The following is a 21869-nucleotide window of genomic DNA, read 5'->3' as shown; positions in this document are numbered from 1 at the left end:
ACTTTACTCAGATCTCTAATTTTATGCCTAAGAAAAAATTCATCCTAAAAAATATCCTCTGAACAGCTGATCAGAGGATACATTTTCAAAGGATAAGTAAGCATAAGTTTTTGGAAGTCCGACTGGTGTCTAGCTCCGACGTACAGGACGTACTAGTGCCGATGTTGCCACAGTACGTAGCGCTTTTTCATCGACCGCTTTTCCTAGTTCGCAACGATATTTACAAGCTTACCTGGAACAGCTATGACCTTTCGTACGGTTTTTCCGTCAATTTGTTCCTTCACTTTATCATCATCCATTGCAATTTGCTCAAGGATTTCTTTATTTGCGTCAGCAGGTACTTTTAATTTTGATTTTACCTTGCCATTAATTTGGATGACAATTTCTACTTCATCATCCACAAGCTTCGCTTCATCATATGCTGGCCATGCTTCATAGGAAATAGTGCTAGAATGACCAAGCTTTTCCCAAAGCTCCTCTGCAATATGAGGGCAAATAGGAGATAATAGCTTGATAAAGCCTTCTGTAAATGTTTGTGGAACGACTTCTGCTTTATTTGCTTCATTGATAAATACCATTAATTGAGAGATTGCTGTATTAAATCGAAGCCCTTCATAGTCTTCCGTTACTTTTTTCACTGTTTGATGATAGATTTTTTCCAAACCGCCAGAAATTTCTTTGTTTTGAATTTTTGAACTGATTTGATCGTTGTCTTCAACAAATAATCGCCATACACGATCAAGGAATCGTCTAGCACCATCTAATCCTTTTGTTGACCAAGCAATTGAAGCATCAAGCGGGCCCATAAACATTTCATAAAGTCTTAATGTATCTGCCCCATGACTATTGACAATTTCATCTGGATTGACGACATTGCCTTTTGATTTACTCATTTTTTCATTATTTTCTCCAAGAATCATCCCTTGGTTAAACAGCTTATGGAATGGCTCTTTTGTTGGTACTACACCAATATCATATAAAAATTTATGCCAGAAACGTGCATATAATAAATGAAGTACAGCATGCTCTGCTCCACCGATATACGTGTCTACTGGAAGCCATTCTTTTAATTTGTCGGCATCTGCAAATGCTTGATCATTATGCGGGTCGATATATCTCAAGAAATACCAGCAGCTTCCAGCCCATTGTGGCATTGTGTTTGTTTCTCTTCTTCCCTTTTTACCTGTCTTTGGATCAATAACATTAACCCAATCTTCTATGTTTGCAAGTGGAGATTCACCTGTTCCAGACGGTTTTATTTCCGTCGTTTTTGGAAGTGTTAATGGAAGCTGATCGAAAGGAACAGCTGTCATAGTACCATCTTCCCAATGAATGACTGGAATAGGCTCTCCCCAATAACGTTGGCGACTAAAAAGCCAATCACGAAGTCGATAAGTTACTTTCTTCGTGCCAACTTCTTTTTCCTCAAGCCAAGTAAGCATTTTTTGAATGGCGTTCTCTTTGTTTAATCCGTTTAAGAAACCAGAATTAACATGTTCGCCATCACCAGCATAGGCTTCTTGTTCTATATTTCCACCTGCAACGACTTCTTTAATGGGAAGATCGAATTTTTTCGCGAATTGATAGTCTCGCTCATCATGAGCTGGCACAGCCATAATGGCTCCTGTCCCATAACTTGCTAGCACATAGTCTGCAATCCAGATTGGCATTTTTTCTCCATTAACTGGATTTATTGCATAAGCACCAGTGAACACACCTGTTTTATCTTTTGCTAGATCTGTTCTTTCAAGATCACTTTTACTTTTAATTTGATCAATATAAGCTTCAACGGCTGCTTTTTGTACATCTGAGGTTATTTTTTCTACTAAAGCATGCTCAGGAGCCAATACCGCATAGGTTGCACCAAAAAGAGTATCTGGACGAGTAGTGAATATAGTAAAGGTTTCTTCATAACCATCAATGTTAAAGTTTACTTCTGCTCCTTCTGAGCGTCCAATCCAATTTCGTTGCATTTCTTTAATGCTTTCAGGCCAATCCACTTCTTCTAAATCTTCAATAAGACGATCTGCATATGCTGTAATTTTCAGCATCCATTGCTTCATCGGACGTCTTTCTACAGGGTGTCCGCCACGTTCACTCTTTCCATCAATGACTTCTTCGTTCGCTAAAACGGTCCCAAGAGCTGGACACCAGTTAACCGCTACTTCATCAATATATGCTAGCCCTTTTTCAAAAAGCTGAAGAAAAATCCATTGTGTCCATTTATAATAGTTTGGATCTGTTGTATTCACTTCTCGATCCCAATCATAAGAGAAGCCTAAGGCTTTTATTTGACGGCGGAAGTTGTCTATGTTTTGTTTTGTAAATATGGCAGGGTCATTCCCAGTGTCTAAGGCATATTGCTCAGCTGGTAATCCAAAAGCATCCCAACCCATAGGGTGAAGCACATTGTACCCTTGCATTCTCTTTAAACGAGACAGGATATCCGTAGCTGTGTACCCTTCTGGATGTCCCACATGAAGACCTGCTCCTGAAGGATATGGAAACATATCTAGCGCGTAGAATTTTCTTTTTCCTTTATCTTCACTCGTTTTAAACGTTTTATTATTTTCCCAAAATAGTTGCCATTTTTTTTCAATCTGTTGATGATTGAAACTCATTAATTTTTCCTCCTACTTGCATATTTATCCTTATGTTCATTGGATTTTAGCTCATAATAAAAAACCCCTCATCCCGATTAGGGACGAGAGGATTATGTATAATCTTCCCGCGGTACCACCCACATTAGTGAATCATTCACTCGCTTCATACTCCTTAACGCGGAAAACGACAAGTATTACTATTCGTTCATACCTGCAACTCAAAGGCGAGTTCATGATGCTCCCTGGTTGACTTGCACCAACCGTCAACTCTCTAAAACAAGTTACACCACTACTAATCCTTGTCAATGTTTTTTTATTTATGATAACGTTATTGTATAAAATTTCTTTTCAGGATGCAAGTATGCTTTTTATTCCATTCATTTTGGAAATTTAAAATTGGAATGATAATAATTTCCTTACTTAGAAAAATTATTTTTTCCAAAGCTCAAGCAACGGACCTTCATTACCATAAACAGGATCTGTATCTGGACGAGAAACTTGTTGAATATTCTCTCTTAATTGATTGTTTGCTTTTTTTTGCAAATCATAGGATACACCATTTGGATACGCGCCAATAACAGAAAAATCATCGCTTGCTTCAATTCGTTTATGCCCTGTACCTGCTGGAAGCACGATCACATCACCTGCTGAAACTTCAATGATTTTTCCTTTTTCCCCACCAATTTGTATTTTCCCATGACCAGCTCGGATGGCTAATACCTCATGTGCATTGCTATGAAAATGCTGAAAATTATACACTCCATTCGTCCAGCTATTGGACCAATGATTATGTTTAAAGATATCAATTATTTTGTCTGTTCTCCCTTTAAAAGGCTGTTGATAAATCATCACAGAAAAAGTTGGATTGTTAGGAATCGTTCCATCATCCTCAAAACGATATGCTGAAACATTCGATTTTGCCTCATCTGACACTGTTGTATTATTAGCTTCTTTACTTTCAGAAGAAGAATTGGTTGATGTGGAAGCTTTCTTCGATGACTGATTACATGCTGCGAGGATAAGAACAAGTGGTAAAATCAACGAGGTTACTACTTTTTTAAACATTGCCGCTCCCCCTATAGAAATTTACTTACTATTATCCTTACCACTACAAACAGAGAGCTAAACATGAAAGTATTCAAAAGAACACATTATATATCTTATAACCATCCTTTTTCCTTTACAATACTAATCGCTTCAATTCGATTTTTCACATCTAGTTTCGCTAAAATTTCAGATACATAGTTACGTACTGTCCCAGATGATAAAAATAAAATAGAAGCGATTTCCTTTGTCGTTTTTCCATCACCGATCAGTTTTATAATTTCCTTTTCTTTTTCAGTTAAAGGATTTTCGTCTTTTATACTTCCAAAGATCAATTCAGGTGCAAATTCTCTTTTTCCATTCATAATATTTCGTATGGATTCCGCTAATTCATCACTAGATCCGTCTTTTAATAAATACCCATAGATCCCTGCTTTTACCGCTCTCTCAAAGTATCCAGGCCTAGCGAATGTCGTTAAAATAACGATTTTACATAGGGAATGCATTCTATTTAGTTCTTCAGCAACCTCGAGCCCACTTTTTAACGGCATTTCGATATCCATTAAACAAATATCTGGCTTTAAAGATTGAATAAGTGCCAATGCTTCTACTCCATCACCAGCTTGACCTATAACCTCAAGATCATCTTCTAAATCTAATAACGAACTCAGGGCACCACGCAGCATCCGCTGATCCTCAGCAATTAAAATTCGAATCACTAAATTACACCTTCCTTTACCTGACTCATAATAACTGGCACTGTCATCATTAGAAGAGCACCGCTTTGAGTTAATACCTCGAGCGTTCCATTTATAAGTTCGAGCCTTTCCTTTATTCCTTTTAGCCCATTTCCCTCTTCAGCTTTTGAGATAAAGCCAATTCCATTATCATGTACCGATATGGTAATTTCATCATTTACTTGCTTGATTTTCACTGAGCATGCACTTGCCTTACTGTGCTTCACTATATTAGTAATCGCCTCACGGAGACACATACTTAAAATATTATGTGTAAGATGCGGCACATTTTCTAAAGGATCGCTTTCTTTTAAATGAAATGAAATTCCAGCAGTCTTTAAGATTTCTTCTATTTCTATTAACTCTTGTTGAACTAGCACAGTTCGCATGTCTGAGACAAGCTCACGAACCTGTCTTAATGCTGCACGAGATGTCTTCTCTATTTCTTTTGCTTCCATTCGAGCTTTTTCAGGATTTTTATCAATTAATTTATCTACCAATTGGCTTTTTAACGTAATAAGAGAAAAAGTATGGCCAAGCGTATCATGTAAATCTCTTGCGATCCGCATTCGCTCCTCTCTTTTGACAAGCTCTCGGATACGATTGTTGGCATCATCTAATTGTCTTTCGAGCTCCATTTTTTTATTCATAGACCTTATGCCAAAAGGAGAGATCATCATTACAATGATAAAAGGAAAAAGAAAAAGAAGTTTAATCATAGATATGGTCGTTATACTCCATAATACAGGGACTAATATCACAACACCTAGACAAATAAGCGCTTTGTAAAAGCTCTTTTTATTTGAATACCACCCGATGAAATGAGCAGGAAAAAAACCTAAATACACATTATAAATGTTATAAGAACAAGAAAGGACTAAAATAATGATCAATTGCAATGCTAGCCAATAAGAAAAATTCTTCCTTTCGATTGAAACATAAAGCTGCCGATAAGTAACCAAAAATAAAGCTAGCAGCACATAGCCCAAGATCATTTTTGTTCCCTTTTCAGCAGCAATATAAAATCCAGGCATGAGTAAATAGATTAAAAAGATATAGGGAAAAAAGCCAAATCGACTGGGAAATAAATAAAAGCTTCTTTTTTTCTGTTCCAATATTTACACCGCCTTTTCCTGTCTGCTCCTTACATAGCTTGATAATAGCATAAAAAGGAAAAGATAACCTGCTAAGACGAATACATTCATCCACTCTGGGCTATTTCCACGGACAATTTCCCATGCTCCATTTCCAAAATTGTATCCAGGCAGCCATTTTCCAATATCTTGAACAATCTTTGGTAAAACATTAAAGGGCATCCACATCCCCCCTGAGATAGCTAATATCATAAATAAAACATTGCTAATCCCAGTCGCAGTATCAATTCTTTTCATTGTTCCAACAAGAGTACCAAGAGCAAGAAAAGGAAGAGAGCCTATGATGATCCACAACCCACTTAATATCCATTCATCGAGAGGGAGACGCACATCATTTATGATTGCACCGGTAATAAAAATGACAATAATCGAAAAAACGTGAATAAGCGTTTGTCCAAACATTTTGGCAAAAAAGTATACACTAGTTGATAAAGGAGTAATGTGCATAAACCTAGACCATCCTTGGTTTCTTTCTTGTACCTGTCTGATTCCTAATGTCATAATAGCTGAACCCATGACACTATAAACCGTCATTGACATTAAATAATGAGCTTGCCATAATGCTCGGTCTGGAACTTGGATATTAATTACTTTTGTAAAAAGAATATAGAATAAAATTGGCATCATTAATGACCAAAAAACATAGTAGGGGTTACGTAATATTCTCAATACCTCCGCTTTGCATTGCATCCAAACAGTTTTCATTTAGACAATCTCCTTTCTTTCTGTTAATTGTTCAAAGGCCTCTTCTAATTTACCTTGTTCAACTTGAATATCGGATACACTTAGCTTTCTTTCAAATAGCAATGATAAAACATGATCTGTTTGATCCGTTACGAGATAAGTCCGACCTTTTCTTGTATAAACCTCTGACACATATGGGAATTCTTCAAATAATTCGACTCCAATATTTCCCTTTAATAAAAAGGAGACAGATTGCTTAGAAAGCTTTCTTTTAATCTCTATCGGACTTCCTTCAGCCGCGACCTTCCCTTTATGAATTAAGATAATTCTTTCTGCGCTATCATCTGCCTCTTGTAAATAATGAGTTGTAAAAATAATCGTTTTTCCACGTTGCTTTAATTCGTGAAGGGTATTCCAAAATAAACGCCTAGAGTGAATATCCATTCCAACAGTTGGTTCATCTAAAAATAAAATATCAGGATTTCCAGCGAGTGCGAGTGCGAATTCAAGTCTTCTCTTTTGCCCTCCGGAAAGCTTATTTGTTCGTTTTTTAAGATCCACCTCCTCTAAACCGGTATACTGACACAGTTCTTCAACAGTAAAGGGATTTGGATAATAACTGCGAAATAATTTAATGATTTCAATGACCTTCAATCCATCCATCACACTAACTTCCTGCAGCATTGCCCCTATTTTCTCACGAACCTTTTTTTCTGTTGGGTCTAAGTTAAATACCTTTACAGATCCATTTGTAGGCTTTAAAAGACCTAACATCATGGAAATTGTAGTCGTTTTCCCAGCTCCATTTGGACCCAATATAGCAGTTATTTCTCCTTTTTTAATAGAAAAAGAAATATCTTCTACTGCTATGCTTTCTTTATATTTCTTTGAAATATTTTGAAGTGTAATCACTTTGTTCATTTTTTCCACCTCCGCTTTATCTGCTTTTAGTGTACGATTTTAACCATCAGAATTTTAGTGGAGGATGTCATCATTTTGAAATGACATTTGTCATTTTCATTTGGTCAATCTAACATAAAAAAAAGGGTGCTCTAATGATGTAGAGCACCCTTTTTCTAAAAGTGTGATTACGAGGATTGTTCTGGTTCAGGATGAAATTTCGACTTAACAGGCTGACTGCCTTTTTGTTCATATATTTTTTTTGATTCTTTTACTAAATCAACGTCTTTTCCTAATTCTATATCTTGGTTATTTATTCCATTTCTTGTTTTTTGCTCAGGATTATTTTGCTTTGAACGTCTTTTCAATATTGTCCCATCCTTATCCTTAATGTTCAGTTGTGATGAGTTGATGCTGAATTTGTTGAATCTGCAAGCTCATGCGCTGAAGCTGTTCACGCTGCTGTTCGTTAGCACTATGTGCAAGCTTCAATAAATCATTATACGTTTCTTCAAGCTGAACTTGTGCATTTGTATATTCATCATCATTATAATGCTCTTGTCTGCTTCCTTCTTCAAACTGCTCCTTCGCATTTCTAATTACATCCTCGCACTTTTGAAGCATCTCATCAATCGATTGACGAGTAGCCATTTCGCTCCCCCCAATTCCTTTATGTTAGAAGCACAAGGCTTCATTCTTTATTATTGTTTGATTGAACGTTTCCTAATACAACCATGAGTAGTCCAAGTATTCCCAAAACGTTCATTTAATTCTCTTTGGATGAGTTGTTGATTTCATGTTAGTATTAAAGTTATGTTAAAAATAATTAAAGGAGGTTGCTTTTGTGAATCAAGCAAACCCTTTCACATATGCTTCAGACCAAAAACGGTATCATACATGGAATTATCATTTGCGTAATACCTTTGGACATAAAGTATTTAAGGTTGCTTTAGACGGAGGCTTTGACTGCCCAAATCGAGATGGTACAGTTGCGTACGGTGGGTGCACGTTTTGCAGTGCTGCTGGCTCTGGAGATTTCGCAGGGAATCGGGCGGATGATCTTGAAAAGCAATTTATCGAAATTAAGCAAAAAATGCATACAAAATGGAAAGATGGGAAGTATATGGCTTACTTCCAAGCCTATACGAATACTCATGCCCCTGTGGAAATATTAAGAGAAAAATTTGAAAGAGTACTAACTCAAGATGGAGTTGTCGGGCTTTCGATCGCAACAAGACCTGATTGTCTTCCTGGTGATGTTGTTGAATATTTAGCTGAACTGAATGAAAGGACGTATTTATGGGTAGAGCTTGGACTTCAAACTGTCCATGAACGAACCGCCTTGCTTATTAACCGCGCCCATGATTTTGCGTGCTATGTAGAAGGTGTTAAAAAGCTCAGAAAGCATGGTATTCGCATATGCTCTCATATTATTAACGGCTTGCCTCTTGAATCACATGACATGATGATGAATACAGCCAAAACAGTTTCTAATCTTGATGTTCAAGGTATCAAGATTCATCTTCTTCACTTACTTAAAGGAACACCAATGGTTAAGCAATACGAAAAAGGCATGCTCGAATTTCTCTCCTTTGAAAAGTATGTCCAATTAGTATGTGATCAATTAGAAATTTTACCTCCTGAAATGATTGTCCATCGAATTACTGGTGATGGCCCGATTGATTTAATGATCGGACCGATGTGGAGTGTCAACAAATGGGAAGTTCTTAATGCGATTGATGCTGAATTAATGCGTAGAAACAGCTGGCAAGGGAAATATTATCAACCAAGTCAGGAAGAGGTAAAGGTATGAAATTAGAACGAATCCTCCCCTTTGCAAGAACATTATTAGAAAAAGCCATCAGTTCCGGAGATATAGTCGTTGATGCCACTTTAGGAAATGGGCATGATACACTCTTTTTAGCTAATTTGGTTGGAGGAAATGGGAGAGTATTTGGATTTGATGTTCAAAAAGAAGCCGTTGTAAAAAGCCAACAAAGATTAGCTGAACAAAAAGTCAATGATCGAGTAACGATCTTTCACAAAGGACATGAGCATTTATTAGAAAGCATCCCAACTGCATATCACGGATTCATTACAGGAGCGATTTTTAACTTAGGCTATTTACCAGGTGGAGATAAAACGATTGTAACGAAATCAAAAACAACGATTTCTGCGATTGAACAATTGCTGAAAATAATGGCTTCAGAAGGAATCATAGTGTTGGTCATTTATCATGGACATGCTGAAGGAGAAATAGAACGGAATGATTTATTAGCTTATGTAAAAAATCTAGATCAGAAAAGTGCGCATGTTCTTCAATATCAATTTATCAATCAAGCGAATCATCCACCATTTATTATTGCCATTGAAAAAAGGTAAAAAATGAAGCATCCATTAGGGAGATTGCATTTTCTCTAATAGATGCTTTATTTGTTTGTTTCTATCTATCTATTCTTAAACAACCATTTTTGAACATTTCTATAGATTCTTCCATTTATATAAAAAAATAAACTAGTTGGTCCACTTGATTTAATCATATTCTTTGCTAATTTCCGAACATTCTTTTGTTTATACACTTTTTCATCAGATAAATAAATGGCAAGTAAGCCACGGTTAATTAATTGATGGAAACGTCGATGCGGAAGTTTTTTCGTATGCATATCCGCTTCCATAATAAAATGCTTTAAACGAGAAAATAATTGTTCTTCATCATCATAATAAAAACAAAAATTTAAATCTCCTTCTGTACGATCTTCTTCTTGATCAATGAAATAATCGAGCAAAATATGGAGCCCTTGTATATATGGAAAATAGCCATCTCTAATATTTTCAGCGTGTTTTTGTTCAAATTTGCTTTGGAAAGCATATGAAACAAGGCAAAAAATCCCTAGTGTAGATCCTGAGCATGCTGAAAACTCATACCACTTCATGTCAGGAAGCTTTTTTTTATAATGATTAAACCAGTTTGTTAAGCGTGGGATTCGTTCCTCTACTGCAACGTGCTTATGTATTTGAAGATCACAATAATATTGACATAACTCTAATAAATAGTCCTTAATCCATTGATAATTACTGATTTTATTTAGAACTCCTCGACATGTCGCCGCTAAATCATACAAATATTGCCCATCATCTTGTTCTTCTCTAAATCGGTAATAATTCTTTGGACTAGCGCTTAAACTCAAAGCATCTTTCATCGATTCATGCAAAGCTTCAAAATCTTTAGGATCTAATGATGTGCTTCGGTCACAAAGATTATCTAAGTAATCGCTTATGGTTTGATAGGCTACAATAAATTTAATAGCCTCTTGATAGTGTTTCATAGCCATCAAAGCCATTATAGCTCCACCTTCACAATGAAAGGTTTTCTTTTCAATGCTATCTAAAGCTTGTTTACGTAATTCTGCATTAGGAATTGCTTCAGCTCTTTTTTTCCAATAGGATAATTCATGGTGAACAGTTGGCAGAACTTTTCGATATACATTTGACATTAAAGTAATGGATATTGAAGGGACAGACATCAATTATTACCTCACTTATACAATATAGCCAATTGCTTTTAGCTGACTATTGACAAAATCCTTTGCATATTCAAATACTTCTTCTCGCTCTGGTTCATTAAAAATTTCATGATAGCATTTTGGCCATTCCTTAAAGCGCTTCTCTGATAAAGTAGACTGATTAAACCAATTTTTAACCGTTTGTTTATTCACTATTTTGTCATCGCCACCTTGCATGACAAGCAGTGGTATATCTTGCATCTTCTCCATATTTTCAAAAGCTACATGAATCGCATAAATTAATTCGCGGTACCACCGAATCGATACCTTTGTTATGTAGAGAGTGTCATTCATATCAGCTTCACGAACATCTTGATTTCGAGTAGCCATATCAATTGTTAATCCAGATGGAACCCTTAGACTAGGAAACAGCTTGTTTAATCCAAAAGATGCCATATTTAACAATTTTGAAGGATATTTAATCAAGCCAAGACATGGCGATGATAGGATAAGACCCGCTATGTTTAATCTTTCTTCTTGTAATAAACGGATGGAGACAAGCCCTCCCAAACTATGACCAATTAAAAATACAGGCAGCTCAAATTGATAAGCAGCTTGTACCCAATCCTTCACTTCAAATATATATTCATCAAAAGAGTCAATGTGACCTCTCCTTGTCCTTGTTGTCATTCCTTGCCCCGGAAGATCACCCATGACTACATGAAAACCAGATAGACGCCACATTTCAATCAACCAGCCATAACGACGGTGATGTTCCATTGCACCATGAACAATGACAACCACTGCTCTTGCGTCACCTTCAGCTTCCCATTTCCACATCCCTTTTCCTCCTAGTAAAAACTTACAATGCTTATATTACTATTATTACACTTTTCATTGCTTTGACAAACCATTCTACCACAAAAGAAAAAGAACTTCATGTGCAACGATAAACTTGTATTTGGACGTCCTATTATTTTTTGGAAATGTTACAATAAGGGAGAATTAAGCATTTGTTTACCAGTGATTATATAGTGATGATCGGTATCAAGTTAAACCTAATCTTAATCCTCTTTCAAGGTGGCATCTATGAATTTATTATTTCTACTATTTTTCGCTAGCATTCTCGTTTGGATCATTTTGATCATATACCTACAAAAAAACCAACAAGCTCTAAAACGGTTATTCATTCTACTACTTATCATTTTCCCTATTGAAATAGCCGTATTTTTTCAACAAGTAAATAAAGAACCGAACGAAATCTTAAACAGAAATCAAAATACTCAAATAGCACCACTGATTAGCCATGCAGAAGCTAATAACACTAGTAGGTTTGAGGCACCTATTATAAAAATAAAGGAACAAATATTACTTGAGGCTCCCATTATACGCCAATTGCCAGAGCTGCCTCGAGGGTGTGAAGTTACGAGCCTAGCCATGCTTCTACAATATGCCAATATCAATATTGATAAGCTAACCTTGGCAACCGAGATTGTAAAGGATTCTACACCCTACCAAGTAAAGGATGGAGCCATTTATTATGGAAATCCAAATGATGGCTTTATAGGCGATATGTATTCGTATAGTCAACGTGGATTTGGTGTCTACCATAAACCTATTCAACAGCTTGCTGAAAAATACATGCCAAATCAAATGATCGACATAACTGGTGTCGATTTTGAAGAATTAAAAATATATTTATCTGATCATCGACCAGTATGGGTAATAACGAATACCTCTTATAAAAAGCTGCCTCAAAGCCAGTTTCAAACTTGGAATACCCCCATTGGTAAAGTTCAAGTTACTTTAAAAGAACATTCTGTACTTATTACAGGATATGATCAGCAGCATGTATATTTTAACGACCCTTTAACGGGTGAGAAAAATAAAAAAGCACCCTTATCGGAATTTGAAGAATCCTGGGTGCAAATGGGCAAACAAGCTATTACCTATAAACCTTCTTAGGGAAATTTTTTTAGGCTGTTTTCATATAGATTGTTGCTTTTAAACGCGCAGCCTGCATACACTTCGCTTTCCGTGGGCGAGCGTCGAGCCTCCTCGTCGTATACGCTCCTGCGGGGTCTCGTCTTTCTCGCATTCCCACAGGAGTCTACGTGTATGCGGGCTGCTAAGAAACGCTTTTCCAAATGTATTATGTAAAAAACAACAAACTTTGAGAAAACAGCCTTTTTTTATTAACTTATATACAAAGGAATCAGGTGGAAAGCTGAATTCCACCTGACGCAAAACTCTAACTGTATTTTTTAGCCTTTTACAGTTTGTCCTTCTTTCTGAGCTAAATATTCCTTTTCAAATGAATATTTTTTTTCGATGTAGACCGAATGCCAAACCATAAACATAAGCACCGTCCAAATTTTCCGGCTGTTATCAGCTTTGCCTTGACAATGATCCTCTAACAGATTTAAGACATAGTTCTTGTTCAATAAATAATCTGTATTGCTCTCACGAATGATTTTTTTCGCCCACTCATTCATTTCATTTTTTAACCAATGACGAATTGGCACAGGGAAGCCTAGCTTTTTCCGGTTCAACACGTGGTCTGGAACGATCCCTTCAGCTGCTTTACGTAAAATGTATTTCGTTGTCCCTTCAGCCGTTTTAAGACTTGTTGGAATTCTTGATGCTACCTCAAAAACTTTTTTATCTAAAAATGGAACACGAAGCTCCAATGAATGAGCAAGGGTCATCTTATCTGCTTTTAATAAAATATCGCCTCTCATCCAAGTATGGATATCAATATACTGCATACGATCAACAGGATCATAGCCTTTTGTTTCTTCGTATAATGGCTTTGTAATGTCTGTATAGCGCAATCCTTCTTTATAAACAGCTAACAAATCATTCTTTTCTTCTTCTGAAAACATTTTCGCGTTCCCAATATAGCGCTCTTCCATTGGAGTAACACCACGTTCAATAAAGCTCTTTCCTCTCATTCCCTCTGGCATCATCCGAGCTATTGCTCTTAATAAAGATTTTCCTGCTTGAGGAATTTTATTAAATACGTCAAGAGATTGAGGCTCACGATAAATATTATATCCACCGAATAGCTCATCCGCTCCTTCACCTGATAAAACAACGGTTACATGCTTTCTTGCTTCTCTTGAAACAAAGTACAATGGAACACATGCTGGATCAGCTAATGGATCATCCATATGCCACATTATTTTAGGAATTTCTTTCATGTATTCATCCGGTGTAATCACATAGCTAATATTTTCGACGCCAAGTTTTTCAGCCGTTTCCTTCGCCACATCAATTTCACTAAAACCATTATGCTCAAATCCTACTGAAAAGGTTTTAATAGATGGATGAAATTCCTTTGCAATCGAAGCAATAATAGAAGAATCAATCCCGCCTGAGAGAAAGGAACCAACTGGCACATCACTTCGCATGTGAATTTTAACAGAATCGAATAATACATCTTTTATTTCTTTGATAAAATCTTGTTCAGATTTTTGAACTGGCTGAAACGAAGCCTTCCAATATCGTTGAATGTTCATTGGTGAACCAATTTTTTTTGTAAAGTAATGTCCTGGCTCAAGCTTTTGAATTCCTTCAGACATGGACTCTGGCTCAGGAACAAACTGGTATGTTAAATAATGCTGTAACGATTCATAATTGATCACATCATTTTCTAACGCTAACAAGATGCTCTTCTTTTCAGAAGCAAAGAAGGTTTTGTCTCCATCTTCTAAAAAGAAAAATGATTTAATTCCAAAAGGATCTCTAGCACCATATAGTTTTTGCTCTTGTTTATCCCAAATAACAAAGGCAAACATGCCTCGAAGTTTTTCAACGGTTTTTTCTTTTATTTGACTGTATAGGGCAATAATGACTTCCGTATCACAGCTTGTCTTAAAGTTTAACCCTTCGTTGATCAATTCTTCTCGTAATTCCACATAATTATAGATTTCTCCGTTAAAAATAATCCAGTACCGTTCATCCTCGAAGCTCAGCGGTTGATGACCAGCTGCAACATCTATAATACTTAAACGGCGAAAGCCAAATTGAATATGTTCATCGACATAGTATCCTTCATCATCAGGTCCACGATGCGTAATAATTCTTGTCATGTCCTGAAATTTTTGCGTTTGATATTCTTCAAAATTTTGTGCTTTGTTATATACACATCCAACAAATCCACACATTTATGTAAGTCACCTTCTCCATTTTCACTTTAATTCCCACATAACCTTTGAGAAATTTTTACATTAAAACCTTAATATTTATTTAACTATATTACCACTAAATCCATGAAAATGGCATCGTATTTCTTATAAAAACAATTTTTAACAGCTTATACGATCATCGCACTTAGTAAACCTAATTATATGATGATTAGACGAAAAAATAGAAAAAGGAGTTACACTATTCATGCAACTCCCACCTTTTTATTTGGCTCTGTTAAATTCCATTGTTGATTTTCAAAAGGTCAGGGAATCTACTCCCTTTCCGCGGACGAACCGGCAAGCCTCCTCGCTCGTACCTCCCTGCGGGGTCTTGCCAGCCCGTTTTTCCGCAGGAGTCTCGCAGATTCCCTTCCCATAAACAACATTATCGTTTGACTGAGCCTTTTATTTAATCATTAATCATTAATTATTACTTACTTGTTCACGAAGAGTCTCTGCTTTATCAGTAAGCTCCCAAGGAAGATCAATATCGTTGCGTCCAAAATGACCGTAAGCAGCTGTTTGCTTATAAATTGGACGACGAAGATTTAACATTTTAATAATTCCTGCTGGACGTAAGTCAAAGTTTTGTCGAACAAGTTCAATAAGAACATCTTCACTTACTTTCCCTGTTCCAAACGTATCAATCGAAATAGATACGGGCTGAGCAACACCAATTGCGTAGGCAAACTGAACTTCAACCTTATCAGCAAGTCCTGCAGCAACAATATTTTTGGCTACATAACGAGCTGCATATGCCGCTGAACGGTCAACTTTTGTTGGATCCTTCCCAGAGAAAGCTCCCCCGCCATGTCTAGCGTATCCGCCATATGTGTCAACGATGATTTTTCTTCCTGTTAATCCAGCATCTCCTTGAGGTCCACCAATGACAAATCGACCAGTAGGGTTAATGAAGTACTTCGTGTTTTCATCGATTAACTCTTTTGGAACAACTGGATTAATGACATATTCTTTTAAATTACGTTGAATTTGCTCTAATGTTGTTTCAGGATGATGTTGAGTAGAAATAACAATCGTGTCAATACGAACAGGCTTGTCGTTTTCATCATACTCTACCGTCACTTGAGTTTTTCCATCTGGTCTTAAGTAAGGAAGAATATCTTCTTTTCGAACTTCTGTTAATCTTCTAGAAATTTTATGTGCTAATGAAATAGGAAGAGGCATAAGCTCCTTTGTTTCATTACACGCAAATCCAAACATTAGACCTTGGTCTCCTGCACCAATCGCTTCAATTTCCTCATCACTCATTTGACCTTCACGAGCTTCTAGAGCTTTGTCCACTCCTTGGGCTATATCAGCAGATTGCTCGTCGATTGAAGTTAGTACAGCACAAGTTTCAGCATCAAAACCGTATTTCGCACGTGTATAACCAATCTCTTTAATCGTATCACGGACAATTTTTGGAATATCTACGTATGTAGACGTTGTAATTTCTCCTGCTACCAATACTAAACCCGTTGTAACAGAAGTTTCTGCTGCCACACGAGCATTTGCATCCTTTGCTAAAATTGCATCTAAAATCGCATCAGAAATTTGGTCACAAATTTTATCTGGATGACCTTCAGTAACTGATTCAGAAGTAAACAAACGGCGTTTTGTTGACATTCTGATACCCTCCTTATTTATATAATGTAAGAGAGGTTGTGTAGTTTGGTAAATACGTCCCTAGTTAACCTCAAATTGATACGGTACTCATTCCCTAAGTAGTATGAAGTAAACATAGAGCTTTTATGAAATATTAAACAAAACTTTAAGATTTCATAGCCTCCACATTAAATGTACAATTTTAAAAAAGCATTCTATCAAAATGCAAAGAACCAAAAGTGCAAGCGTCTTGAATAGCCCTGAAGAAAAATGTTCATTTGGCTCCAAAAGTGCTTTTTACTTTTTGAGACAAAGGGTTATTTTTCACAAGGGCTAGACGCTGGAGCTGGACGTGGATACTCTTTAATCGAAGTGTTCCACAGCAAACTATTTTATAGTTCCTATAAAAATAAAAAACCTTTCCAATTGTGAAAAGGTTGAAAGCAAATTGATTCGCGCCTTTCACTCTTATCGTTCAAGGAAAATAGCCTTGCGTCAGGTTAGCACCTTTCCTTACAAATAGATCTAAATGATTAAAAACACTCTTCTCGAATAAGCTCCTATTCTCAAACTGATTTATAATTCAGTTCTTGAATATTCGCTTCAAATTACATATTCGATCAAAGCTTTTCAATTAAGTACCTTGTAAAGTAGGTTGCTGGGTTTCATTGGGCCTGTCCCTCCACCAGCTCGGGATAAGAGAGTATCCGTTCAAATTAGAATGATACCGTATCATACCAAATGGTGTCAATCATTTTTCACATTTTATTTACAGTGAAGACATTCTTCTTTATTTTTGATAGAGGGTAACACATCTCTTAGATTCTTTCATTTCATACCTATTCCAAACGGCAGCTTCCACTTTCACATCCTTTTTTATAAAGCCTATGCCGATTATTGGCTATCCATCGATAAACTGGATTTCCGATAAAAGAAGCAAAAGGAAGATAACAAACAAGTGCAAAGAAAAAAGTCACTGGCAAAAAGAGCATTAACAACCTAATTGCATAAAATCCCCTTTTTACACTTCCGCTAGACGTAATCACATGAAGCTCTTTTCGCAATTCAGATGGCTTAAAAGAACAAGAAGAGTTTTCATTTTCAAAATCCTGTAAAGAAATCCATTCTATTTTATGAAATAAATCTAACTTCTTCAAATTGTTCTTTGTTTCTTTACATAAAGAGCAGTTTGCATCGTACAAAACAATAAGTTTCATCCTTTTCATCCCAATCGTTTATCAATTCTAATAATAGTATATAGTAATGGCAAATTATTAACATTTTTTTTAAACGCATGACTTCCATCACAATTAGTATAGACTATTTAAATAAATGTGTTATACTATTTTTAGTTGTAATCGTTTTCTACTACATTCTTATATAAGGAAGTGAATAACATGAATTCAATCAGCTTGTCTTTTGAGTTAGCAGAACTACTTACTGGATCAAATATTCAATCTCAATTATCTGTCCCTCAACTAGTTGAAAAAGTATTGCAACGTAAAGAAGGAAGCTTAAGCTCTACTGGAGCAGTTTGTGTGACAACCGGTGCATATACTGGAAGGTCACCTAAAGACAGATTTATTGTAAAAGAGGCATTCATCGAAGACAAAATTGATTGGGGTTCAGTTAATCAGCCTATTTCAGATGAGGTTTTTTCAAATCTGTATCGAAAAGTACTGCTTTATTTAAAGCAAAAGGAAGAAATTTTTGTTTTTAAAGGCTTTGCAGGAGCTGACAAAAACTATCAGCTTCCTATTCAATTAATCAATGAATATGCTTGGCATAATCTATTTGCTCATCAATTGTTTATTCGACCAACCCTGAAAGAACTAAATGAGCATCATGCTGAATTTACAGTGATTTCTGCTCCAGGCTTTCATTCAAATCCACTTCTAGATGGCACAAAATCCGAAGCTTTTATTGTCATTTCTTTTAAAAGGAGAATTGTGCTCATTGGAGGAACGGAATATGCGGGTGAAATAAAGAAATCAATTTTTTCCATTATGAACTATCTTCTTCCAGATAAAAGTGTTCTTTCTATGCATTGCTCTGCGAACGTTGGCGCAGAGGGGGATGTAGCACTCTTTTTTGGACTCTCTGGAACAGGAAAAACGACCCTATCAGCTGATTCCAATCGACGATTAATAGGTGATGATGAACATGGTTGGTCTGATGATGGAATATTCAATATTGAAGGCGGCTGTTACGCAAAATGTATTCATTTAAGTAAGGAAAAAGAACCTCAGATTTATAATGCTATTCAATTTGGGTCTGTATTGGAAAATATAGTGTTTAACCAAATAACAAGAGAACCAAACTATCAGAATGGAAGAATAACTGAAAATACAAGAGCTGCATACCCTATCCAAGCCATCGATCATATTGTTTACCCAAGTATGGCTGGTCATGCTAACACAATTATTTTCCTTACAGCTGATGCTTTTGGTGTTATGCCTCCAATATCTAAACTCACAAAGGAACAAGCTATTTACCATTTCTTAAGTGGATATACGTCTAAGCTAGCTGGAACGGAGAAAGGCATCACAGAACCACAAGCTACTTTTTCAGCTTGCTTTGGTTCACCATTTCTTCCTTTGCCAGCGATTCGCTATGCGGAAATGCTCGGTGAAAAAATTAGCAAGCATCATACAAAGGTTTTCCTTATTAATACAGGATGGACAAGCGGACCCTATGGTATTGGAAAAAGAATTAAGCTAGCCTATACAAGGGCAATGGTACGTGCCGCTCTAGATGGTGATTTAAATCATACTGAAACTATTAAGGAGCCTATTTTTGGTTTAGAAATCCCCCTTCATATTCCAGGTGTACCAGATGAAGTACTTCAGCCAATAAAAGCATGGTCTGATCCAAAGCTTTATGAACAAAAAGCACGTGAGCTTGCCAGAAAATTCGAAGAAAACTATAAAAAATTTAATCTATAAAGTAACAGGCACCAATATATCGAATATTGGTGCCTGTTAGCTTAATTCGTTGAATTTAATGAAATAAGCTGATAGGTGATAGAGGTTTGATCCTTTTCCCACTCAACTTTCTTTATTAACGCTATTCCACTTTGCTCTCCATTTATTGTTTTCTTAACCTCAATAGGGATGTCGAGAGGGTAAAGGCGATAGCCTTCCTTTACTAAAGTAAAGTAATTATCGTAAAGACGACTTTCTTTTCCCTTCGTAACAATCATGGTATTTAATTCTAACGGCATTCCCATTTGGATCACCCCTTATTATTCCTTGAAATATATTTTACCATTATGTTCTTTGCTTTTTCATCCATGATGTAAGCTCTTGAACTATTTTTCGATTCATCCCTGGAGGGAAATAGTGTGTATATGCTTCAAAATACCAGCATTCAACTGATTTCCGCAGTTCTCTCAACCCGTTTTCAAGTCGATAAGCATGCTCAATTGACACATTCTGATCTTTCACACCATGAATGATCAGTACGGGGGCTTGTATTTGTACTATTTCGAACAATGGCGTTCGGCTCTCATACCGCTCAGGATATTTTGCAGGTGTTCCTCCTATCACTCTTTTCATCATCCTGCGCAAATCCGTTCTTTCTGAATAGGTTAAAAACATATCACTCACTCCGCCCCATGTAACTACAGAAGCGGTTTCTTGGAAATGAATGCCCGTCCATAAAGCCATTACTCCTCCTCTGGAAAAGCCAAAAACATGGACACGATCAACTCTTGGATGCATGGCAAGTAAAGCAAATGCTGAATAAGCATCTCCTCGATCGGCCCCTGCGAAATCCTCGTTTCCTTCTCCGCCTTGATTACCTCTATAAAACGGAGCAAATACGATAAATCCTTCCGATGCGAATTGAATAATTCGACCAGGTCTTACATTTCCCACATTTTTTATTCCGCCTCGTAAATAAAGAAAACCATCATAAGACTGTCCATCCTTAGGTTCAGCTAACATTCCCTTTACTTTTAAGCCATCTGAAATGTATGTAATAATGGATAATTCAATACATGGATGGGGCGAAGGAAAGCGTTCCCTTTGAATTATTAAGTCCCTGAAATTAATCAACATAATCACCCCATATTTTATGACAATGCCCCATATTGAAAATCTTACAATATTCCTGTTTAAAATGAGGATATCAGCTCAATTTTATGTAATCATACTTTATTAACGAAAATCTGTTATAAGAAGCGATACCTTTAATTTAAATTTCATCCAACGTATTCTTCATATTTTCTATTACTTTTATACATTTTTCCATAACCTTATCCTTCATAATAAAGCTGTATTGCTTTTCCCAGCGTAAATCAATAATATTTCCCTTTACAAAAATGGGGCCATTTGTTTCAAAATAGAAGGATAAAGGCTGTAGCTTCTCGATGATTCCGAAGAAAACAGCTTTAACAAAAGTGGATGTTTGATCATTCACCTCGTACTCTCCAATATATACCAAACTCTTCAGTAAGGCTCCTGTTTCTTCTTTTACCTCTCTAATTGCCGCAGCCTCTAATGATTCTCCTGCTTCTATTTTTCCGCCTGGGAATTCCCATCCGCGAATCTTATGATTCGTTAAAAGCCATTCATCCTTTAGCCGACAAATAACAATGACATGCTTTGGCTTTTCTGGAAAAGCATTTTGTTGAAACGAGAGACGAACAGTCGCTCCCCTTGTATCATAAAATAATTCCATAGCAACCTCTCTTTAATGAATTTATCCTATTAAAAATCGTTCTGAATCATTCACTTTATCCATTATTATAATCCTGAACACTTTTGGTGAAAACGAATTGGTGTCGTTTCTATTGTAAATTTGTCCATATTTAAAAATTTAGGCAAAATTTTTCTTTTTTACTTGCGATAAAGTAATATTAAAAAGATAATAAAAATAACTTGAAATGAGCAGTTCAAAAAATTTATACTTTCTTTACTTTAAATAAAAGATCATTAATGGATACAAGACTTATCTGTGTAAATAATATATGTTAATAGGAGGTGTGACAAATGAAAATCATTGACGAGCTTTACAAACTTTATCGGCATAAATTAACTGGGGACGAAGAAGATATTGATATGCTGACATTTGCTTTTTTAGAAGAAATGACTCGAGAGGACCTTCTCAATCTTATACAAGAAATGGATAATCAAGAGCTCTACGACCTAATGGGGATTTATGTAATTGAAACTTTGAAAGGGAAATTTGCAAGTGAAGGCTATGGTCAGCATAAAAGTCCCCCTTATTACCACCGAAATGTACATTAGAAAATTTTACATATCCTGCTTATTAAAGCGCTTTATCAAGAAATAGGTTTTTGATAAAGTGCTTTTTTTAAAAAGAGAAGGTATTTTTTAATGATGCATAATTAATGAACCCTTTGATAATTTTTATTGACTCTCTTTTCGAAAACGTGAAACTCGAAATTAGATGTTCCTTCCACGTCCATGTTAAAATACTGATG

The 21869-nt window shown here is 36.1% G+C and carries 21 protein-coding genes, 1 riboswitch and 1 other annotated feature; of the genes, 5 read left to right on the top strand and 16 right to left on the bottom strand.

Annotation, left to right across the window (positions count from 1 at the left end; translation table 11 throughout):
- Positions 1-203: 203 nt before the first annotated feature.
- The 8 genes from leuS to FDO66_RS16470 form a co-directional block, all read right to left on the bottom strand.
- The gene (leuS, locus tag FDO66_RS16505) at positions 204-2621 is read right to left on the bottom strand and encodes a leucine--tRNA ligase (protein ID WP_141433755.1); all 2418 of its coding nucleotides are present in this window, start codon (positions 2619-2621) and stop codon (positions 204-206) included.
- Positions 2622-2697: 76 nt separating this feature from the next.
- Positions 2698-2918 (bottom strand) — a binding site (T-box leader).
- Positions 2919-3032: 114 nt separating this feature from the next.
- Entirely contained in the window at positions 3033-3668 is a 636-nt protein-coding gene (locus tag FDO66_RS16500; protein ID WP_141433754.1) for a cupin domain-containing protein, read from the bottom strand.
- Between the two features lie 95 nt (positions 3669-3763).
- Positions 3764-4366, bottom strand: a complete 603-nt coding sequence (locus FDO66_RS16495) for a response regulator transcription factor (protein WP_141433753.1) — start codon at positions 4364-4366, stop codon at positions 3764-3766.
- Positions 4366-5499: a sensor histidine kinase gene (locus FDO66_RS16490; protein WP_258535761.1), complete on the bottom strand. Its 1134-nt coding sequence runs from the start codon at positions 5497-5499 to the stop codon at positions 4366-4368. Before FDO66_RS16490 ends, FDO66_RS16495 begins: the two co-directional genes overlap by 1 nt.
- A 3-nt stretch (positions 5500-5502) precedes the next feature.
- The gene (locus tag FDO66_RS16485) at positions 5503-6243 is read right to left on the bottom strand and encodes an ABC transporter permease (RefSeq protein ID WP_141433752.1); all 741 of its coding nucleotides are present in this window, start codon (positions 6241-6243) and stop codon (positions 5503-5505) included.
- Positions 6244-7143, bottom strand: a complete 900-nt coding sequence (locus FDO66_RS16480) for an ABC transporter ATP-binding protein (RefSeq protein ID WP_141433751.1) — start codon at positions 7141-7143, stop codon at positions 6244-6246. It lies immediately after the preceding gene.
- Positions 7144-7310: 167 nt separating this feature from the next.
- Positions 7311-7490 carry a glycogen biosynthesis protein GlgD gene (locus FDO66_RS16475; protein ID WP_141433750.1) on the bottom strand — a complete coding sequence of 60 codons (180 nt, stop codon included), beginning with the start codon at positions 7488-7490 and terminating at the stop codon, positions 7311-7313.
- Between the two features lie 19 nt (positions 7491-7509).
- Complete coding sequence (locus FDO66_RS16470; RefSeq protein WP_141433749.1) at positions 7510-7773, bottom strand: YtzC family protein; 264 nt, start codon at positions 7771-7773, stop codon at positions 7510-7512.
- A 193-nt stretch (positions 7774-7966) separates the two neighbouring features.
- Between FDO66_RS16470 and mnmL the strand changes: the two genes are divergently transcribed.
- Together mnmL and mnmM are read left to right on the top strand one after the other, a co-directional pair.
- Entirely contained in the window at positions 7967-8935 is a 969-nt protein-coding gene (gene mnmL, locus FDO66_RS16465; RefSeq protein ID WP_141433748.1) for a tRNA modification radical SAM protein MnmL/YtqA, read from the top strand.
- Positions 8932-9504 carry a tRNA 5-(aminomethyl)-2-thiouridylate-methyltransferase MnmM gene (mnmM, locus tag FDO66_RS16460; protein WP_141433747.1) on the top strand — a complete coding sequence of 191 codons (573 nt, stop codon included), beginning with the start codon at positions 8932-8934 and terminating at the stop codon, positions 9502-9504. Before mnmL ends, mnmM begins: the two co-directional genes overlap by 4 nt.
- Positions 9505-9569: 65 nt before the next feature.
- Here the strand turns inward: mnmM and FDO66_RS16455 are convergent, their stop codons facing one another.
- Positions 9570-10646 carry a tetraprenyl-beta-curcumene synthase family protein gene (locus FDO66_RS16455; protein ID WP_141433746.1) on the bottom strand — a complete coding sequence of 359 codons (1077 nt, stop codon included), beginning with the start codon at positions 10644-10646 and terminating at the stop codon, positions 9570-9572.
- Between the two features lie 15 nt (positions 10647-10661).
- Positions 10662-11465, bottom strand: a complete 804-nt coding sequence (locus FDO66_RS16450; protein ID WP_141433745.1) for an alpha/beta hydrolase — start codon at positions 11463-11465, stop codon at positions 10662-10664.
- Positions 11466-11714: 249 nt separating this feature from the next.
- Between FDO66_RS16450 and FDO66_RS16445 the strand changes: the two genes are divergently transcribed.
- Positions 11715-12590: a C39 family peptidase gene (locus tag FDO66_RS16445; RefSeq protein ID WP_141433744.1), complete on the top strand. Its 876-nt coding sequence runs from the start codon at positions 11715-11717 to the stop codon at positions 12588-12590.
- 299 nt (positions 12591-12889) lie between these two features.
- On the opposite strand, the gene asnB is transcribed toward FDO66_RS16445, so the two are convergent.
- From asnB to FDO66_RS16430, 3 genes are all read right to left on the bottom strand, one after another.
- The gene (gene asnB / locus FDO66_RS16440; protein ID WP_141433743.1) at positions 12890-14794 is read right to left on the bottom strand and encodes an asparagine synthase (glutamine-hydrolyzing); all 1905 of its coding nucleotides are present in this window, start codon (positions 14792-14794) and stop codon (positions 12890-12892) included.
- Positions 14795-15238: 444 nt separating this feature from the next.
- Entirely contained in the window at positions 15239-16441 is a 1203-nt protein-coding gene (gene metK / locus FDO66_RS16435; protein WP_141433742.1) for a methionine adenosyltransferase, read from the bottom strand.
- Between the two features lie 444 nt (positions 16442-16885).
- A riboswitch (SAM riboswitch) is annotated at positions 16886-17122 on the bottom strand.
- 137 nt (positions 17123-17259) lie between these two features.
- Entirely contained in the window at positions 17260-17637 is a 378-nt protein-coding gene (locus tag FDO66_RS16430) for a thiol-disulfide oxidoreductase DCC family protein (protein WP_141433741.1), read from the bottom strand.
- Between the two features lie 180 nt (positions 17638-17817).
- Between FDO66_RS16430 and pckA the strand changes: the two genes are divergently transcribed.
- Positions 17818-19365, top strand: a complete 1548-nt coding sequence (gene pckA / locus FDO66_RS16425; RefSeq protein WP_141433740.1) for a phosphoenolpyruvate carboxykinase (ATP) — start codon at positions 17818-17820, stop codon at positions 19363-19365.
- A gap of 41 nt (positions 19366-19406) precedes the next feature.
- On the opposite strand, the gene FDO66_RS16420 is transcribed toward pckA, so the two are convergent.
- The 3 genes from FDO66_RS16420 to ytkD all read right to left on the bottom strand — a co-directional run bounded on the left by FDO66_RS16420 (position 19407) and on the right by ytkD (position 21103).
- Positions 19407-19649, bottom strand: a complete 243-nt coding sequence (locus FDO66_RS16420; protein ID WP_141433739.1) for a DUF2584 domain-containing protein — start codon at positions 19647-19649, stop codon at positions 19407-19409.
- A gap of 40 nt (positions 19650-19689) precedes the next feature.
- Complete coding sequence (locus FDO66_RS16415) at positions 19690-20478, bottom strand: alpha/beta hydrolase family protein (RefSeq protein WP_395939798.1); 789 nt, start codon at positions 20476-20478, stop codon at positions 19690-19692.
- Between the two features lie 139 nt (positions 20479-20617).
- Positions 20618-21103 carry an RNA deprotection pyrophosphohydrolase gene (gene ytkD, locus FDO66_RS16410; protein WP_141433738.1) on the bottom strand — a complete coding sequence of 162 codons (486 nt, stop codon included), beginning with the start codon at positions 21101-21103 and terminating at the stop codon, positions 20618-20620.
- A gap of 311 nt (positions 21104-21414) precedes the next feature.
- Between ytkD and FDO66_RS16405 the strand changes: the two genes are divergently transcribed.
- Positions 21415-21672 (top strand): DUF6154 family protein, encoded by a 258-nt coding sequence (locus FDO66_RS16405; protein WP_141433737.1) that lies wholly within the window; start codon positions 21415-21417, stop codon positions 21670-21672.
- Positions 21673-21869: the final 197 nt, after the last annotated feature.

The sequence above is a fragment of the Bacillus sp. 03113 genome, assembly GCF_006546985.1.
Taxonomy (GTDB): Bacteria; Bacillota; Bacilli; order Bacillales; family Cytobacillaceae; genus VATK01.
The sequence above is the reverse complement of the archived record's forward strand: the minus strand, read 5'-3'. Positions and strand labels throughout refer to the sequence as shown.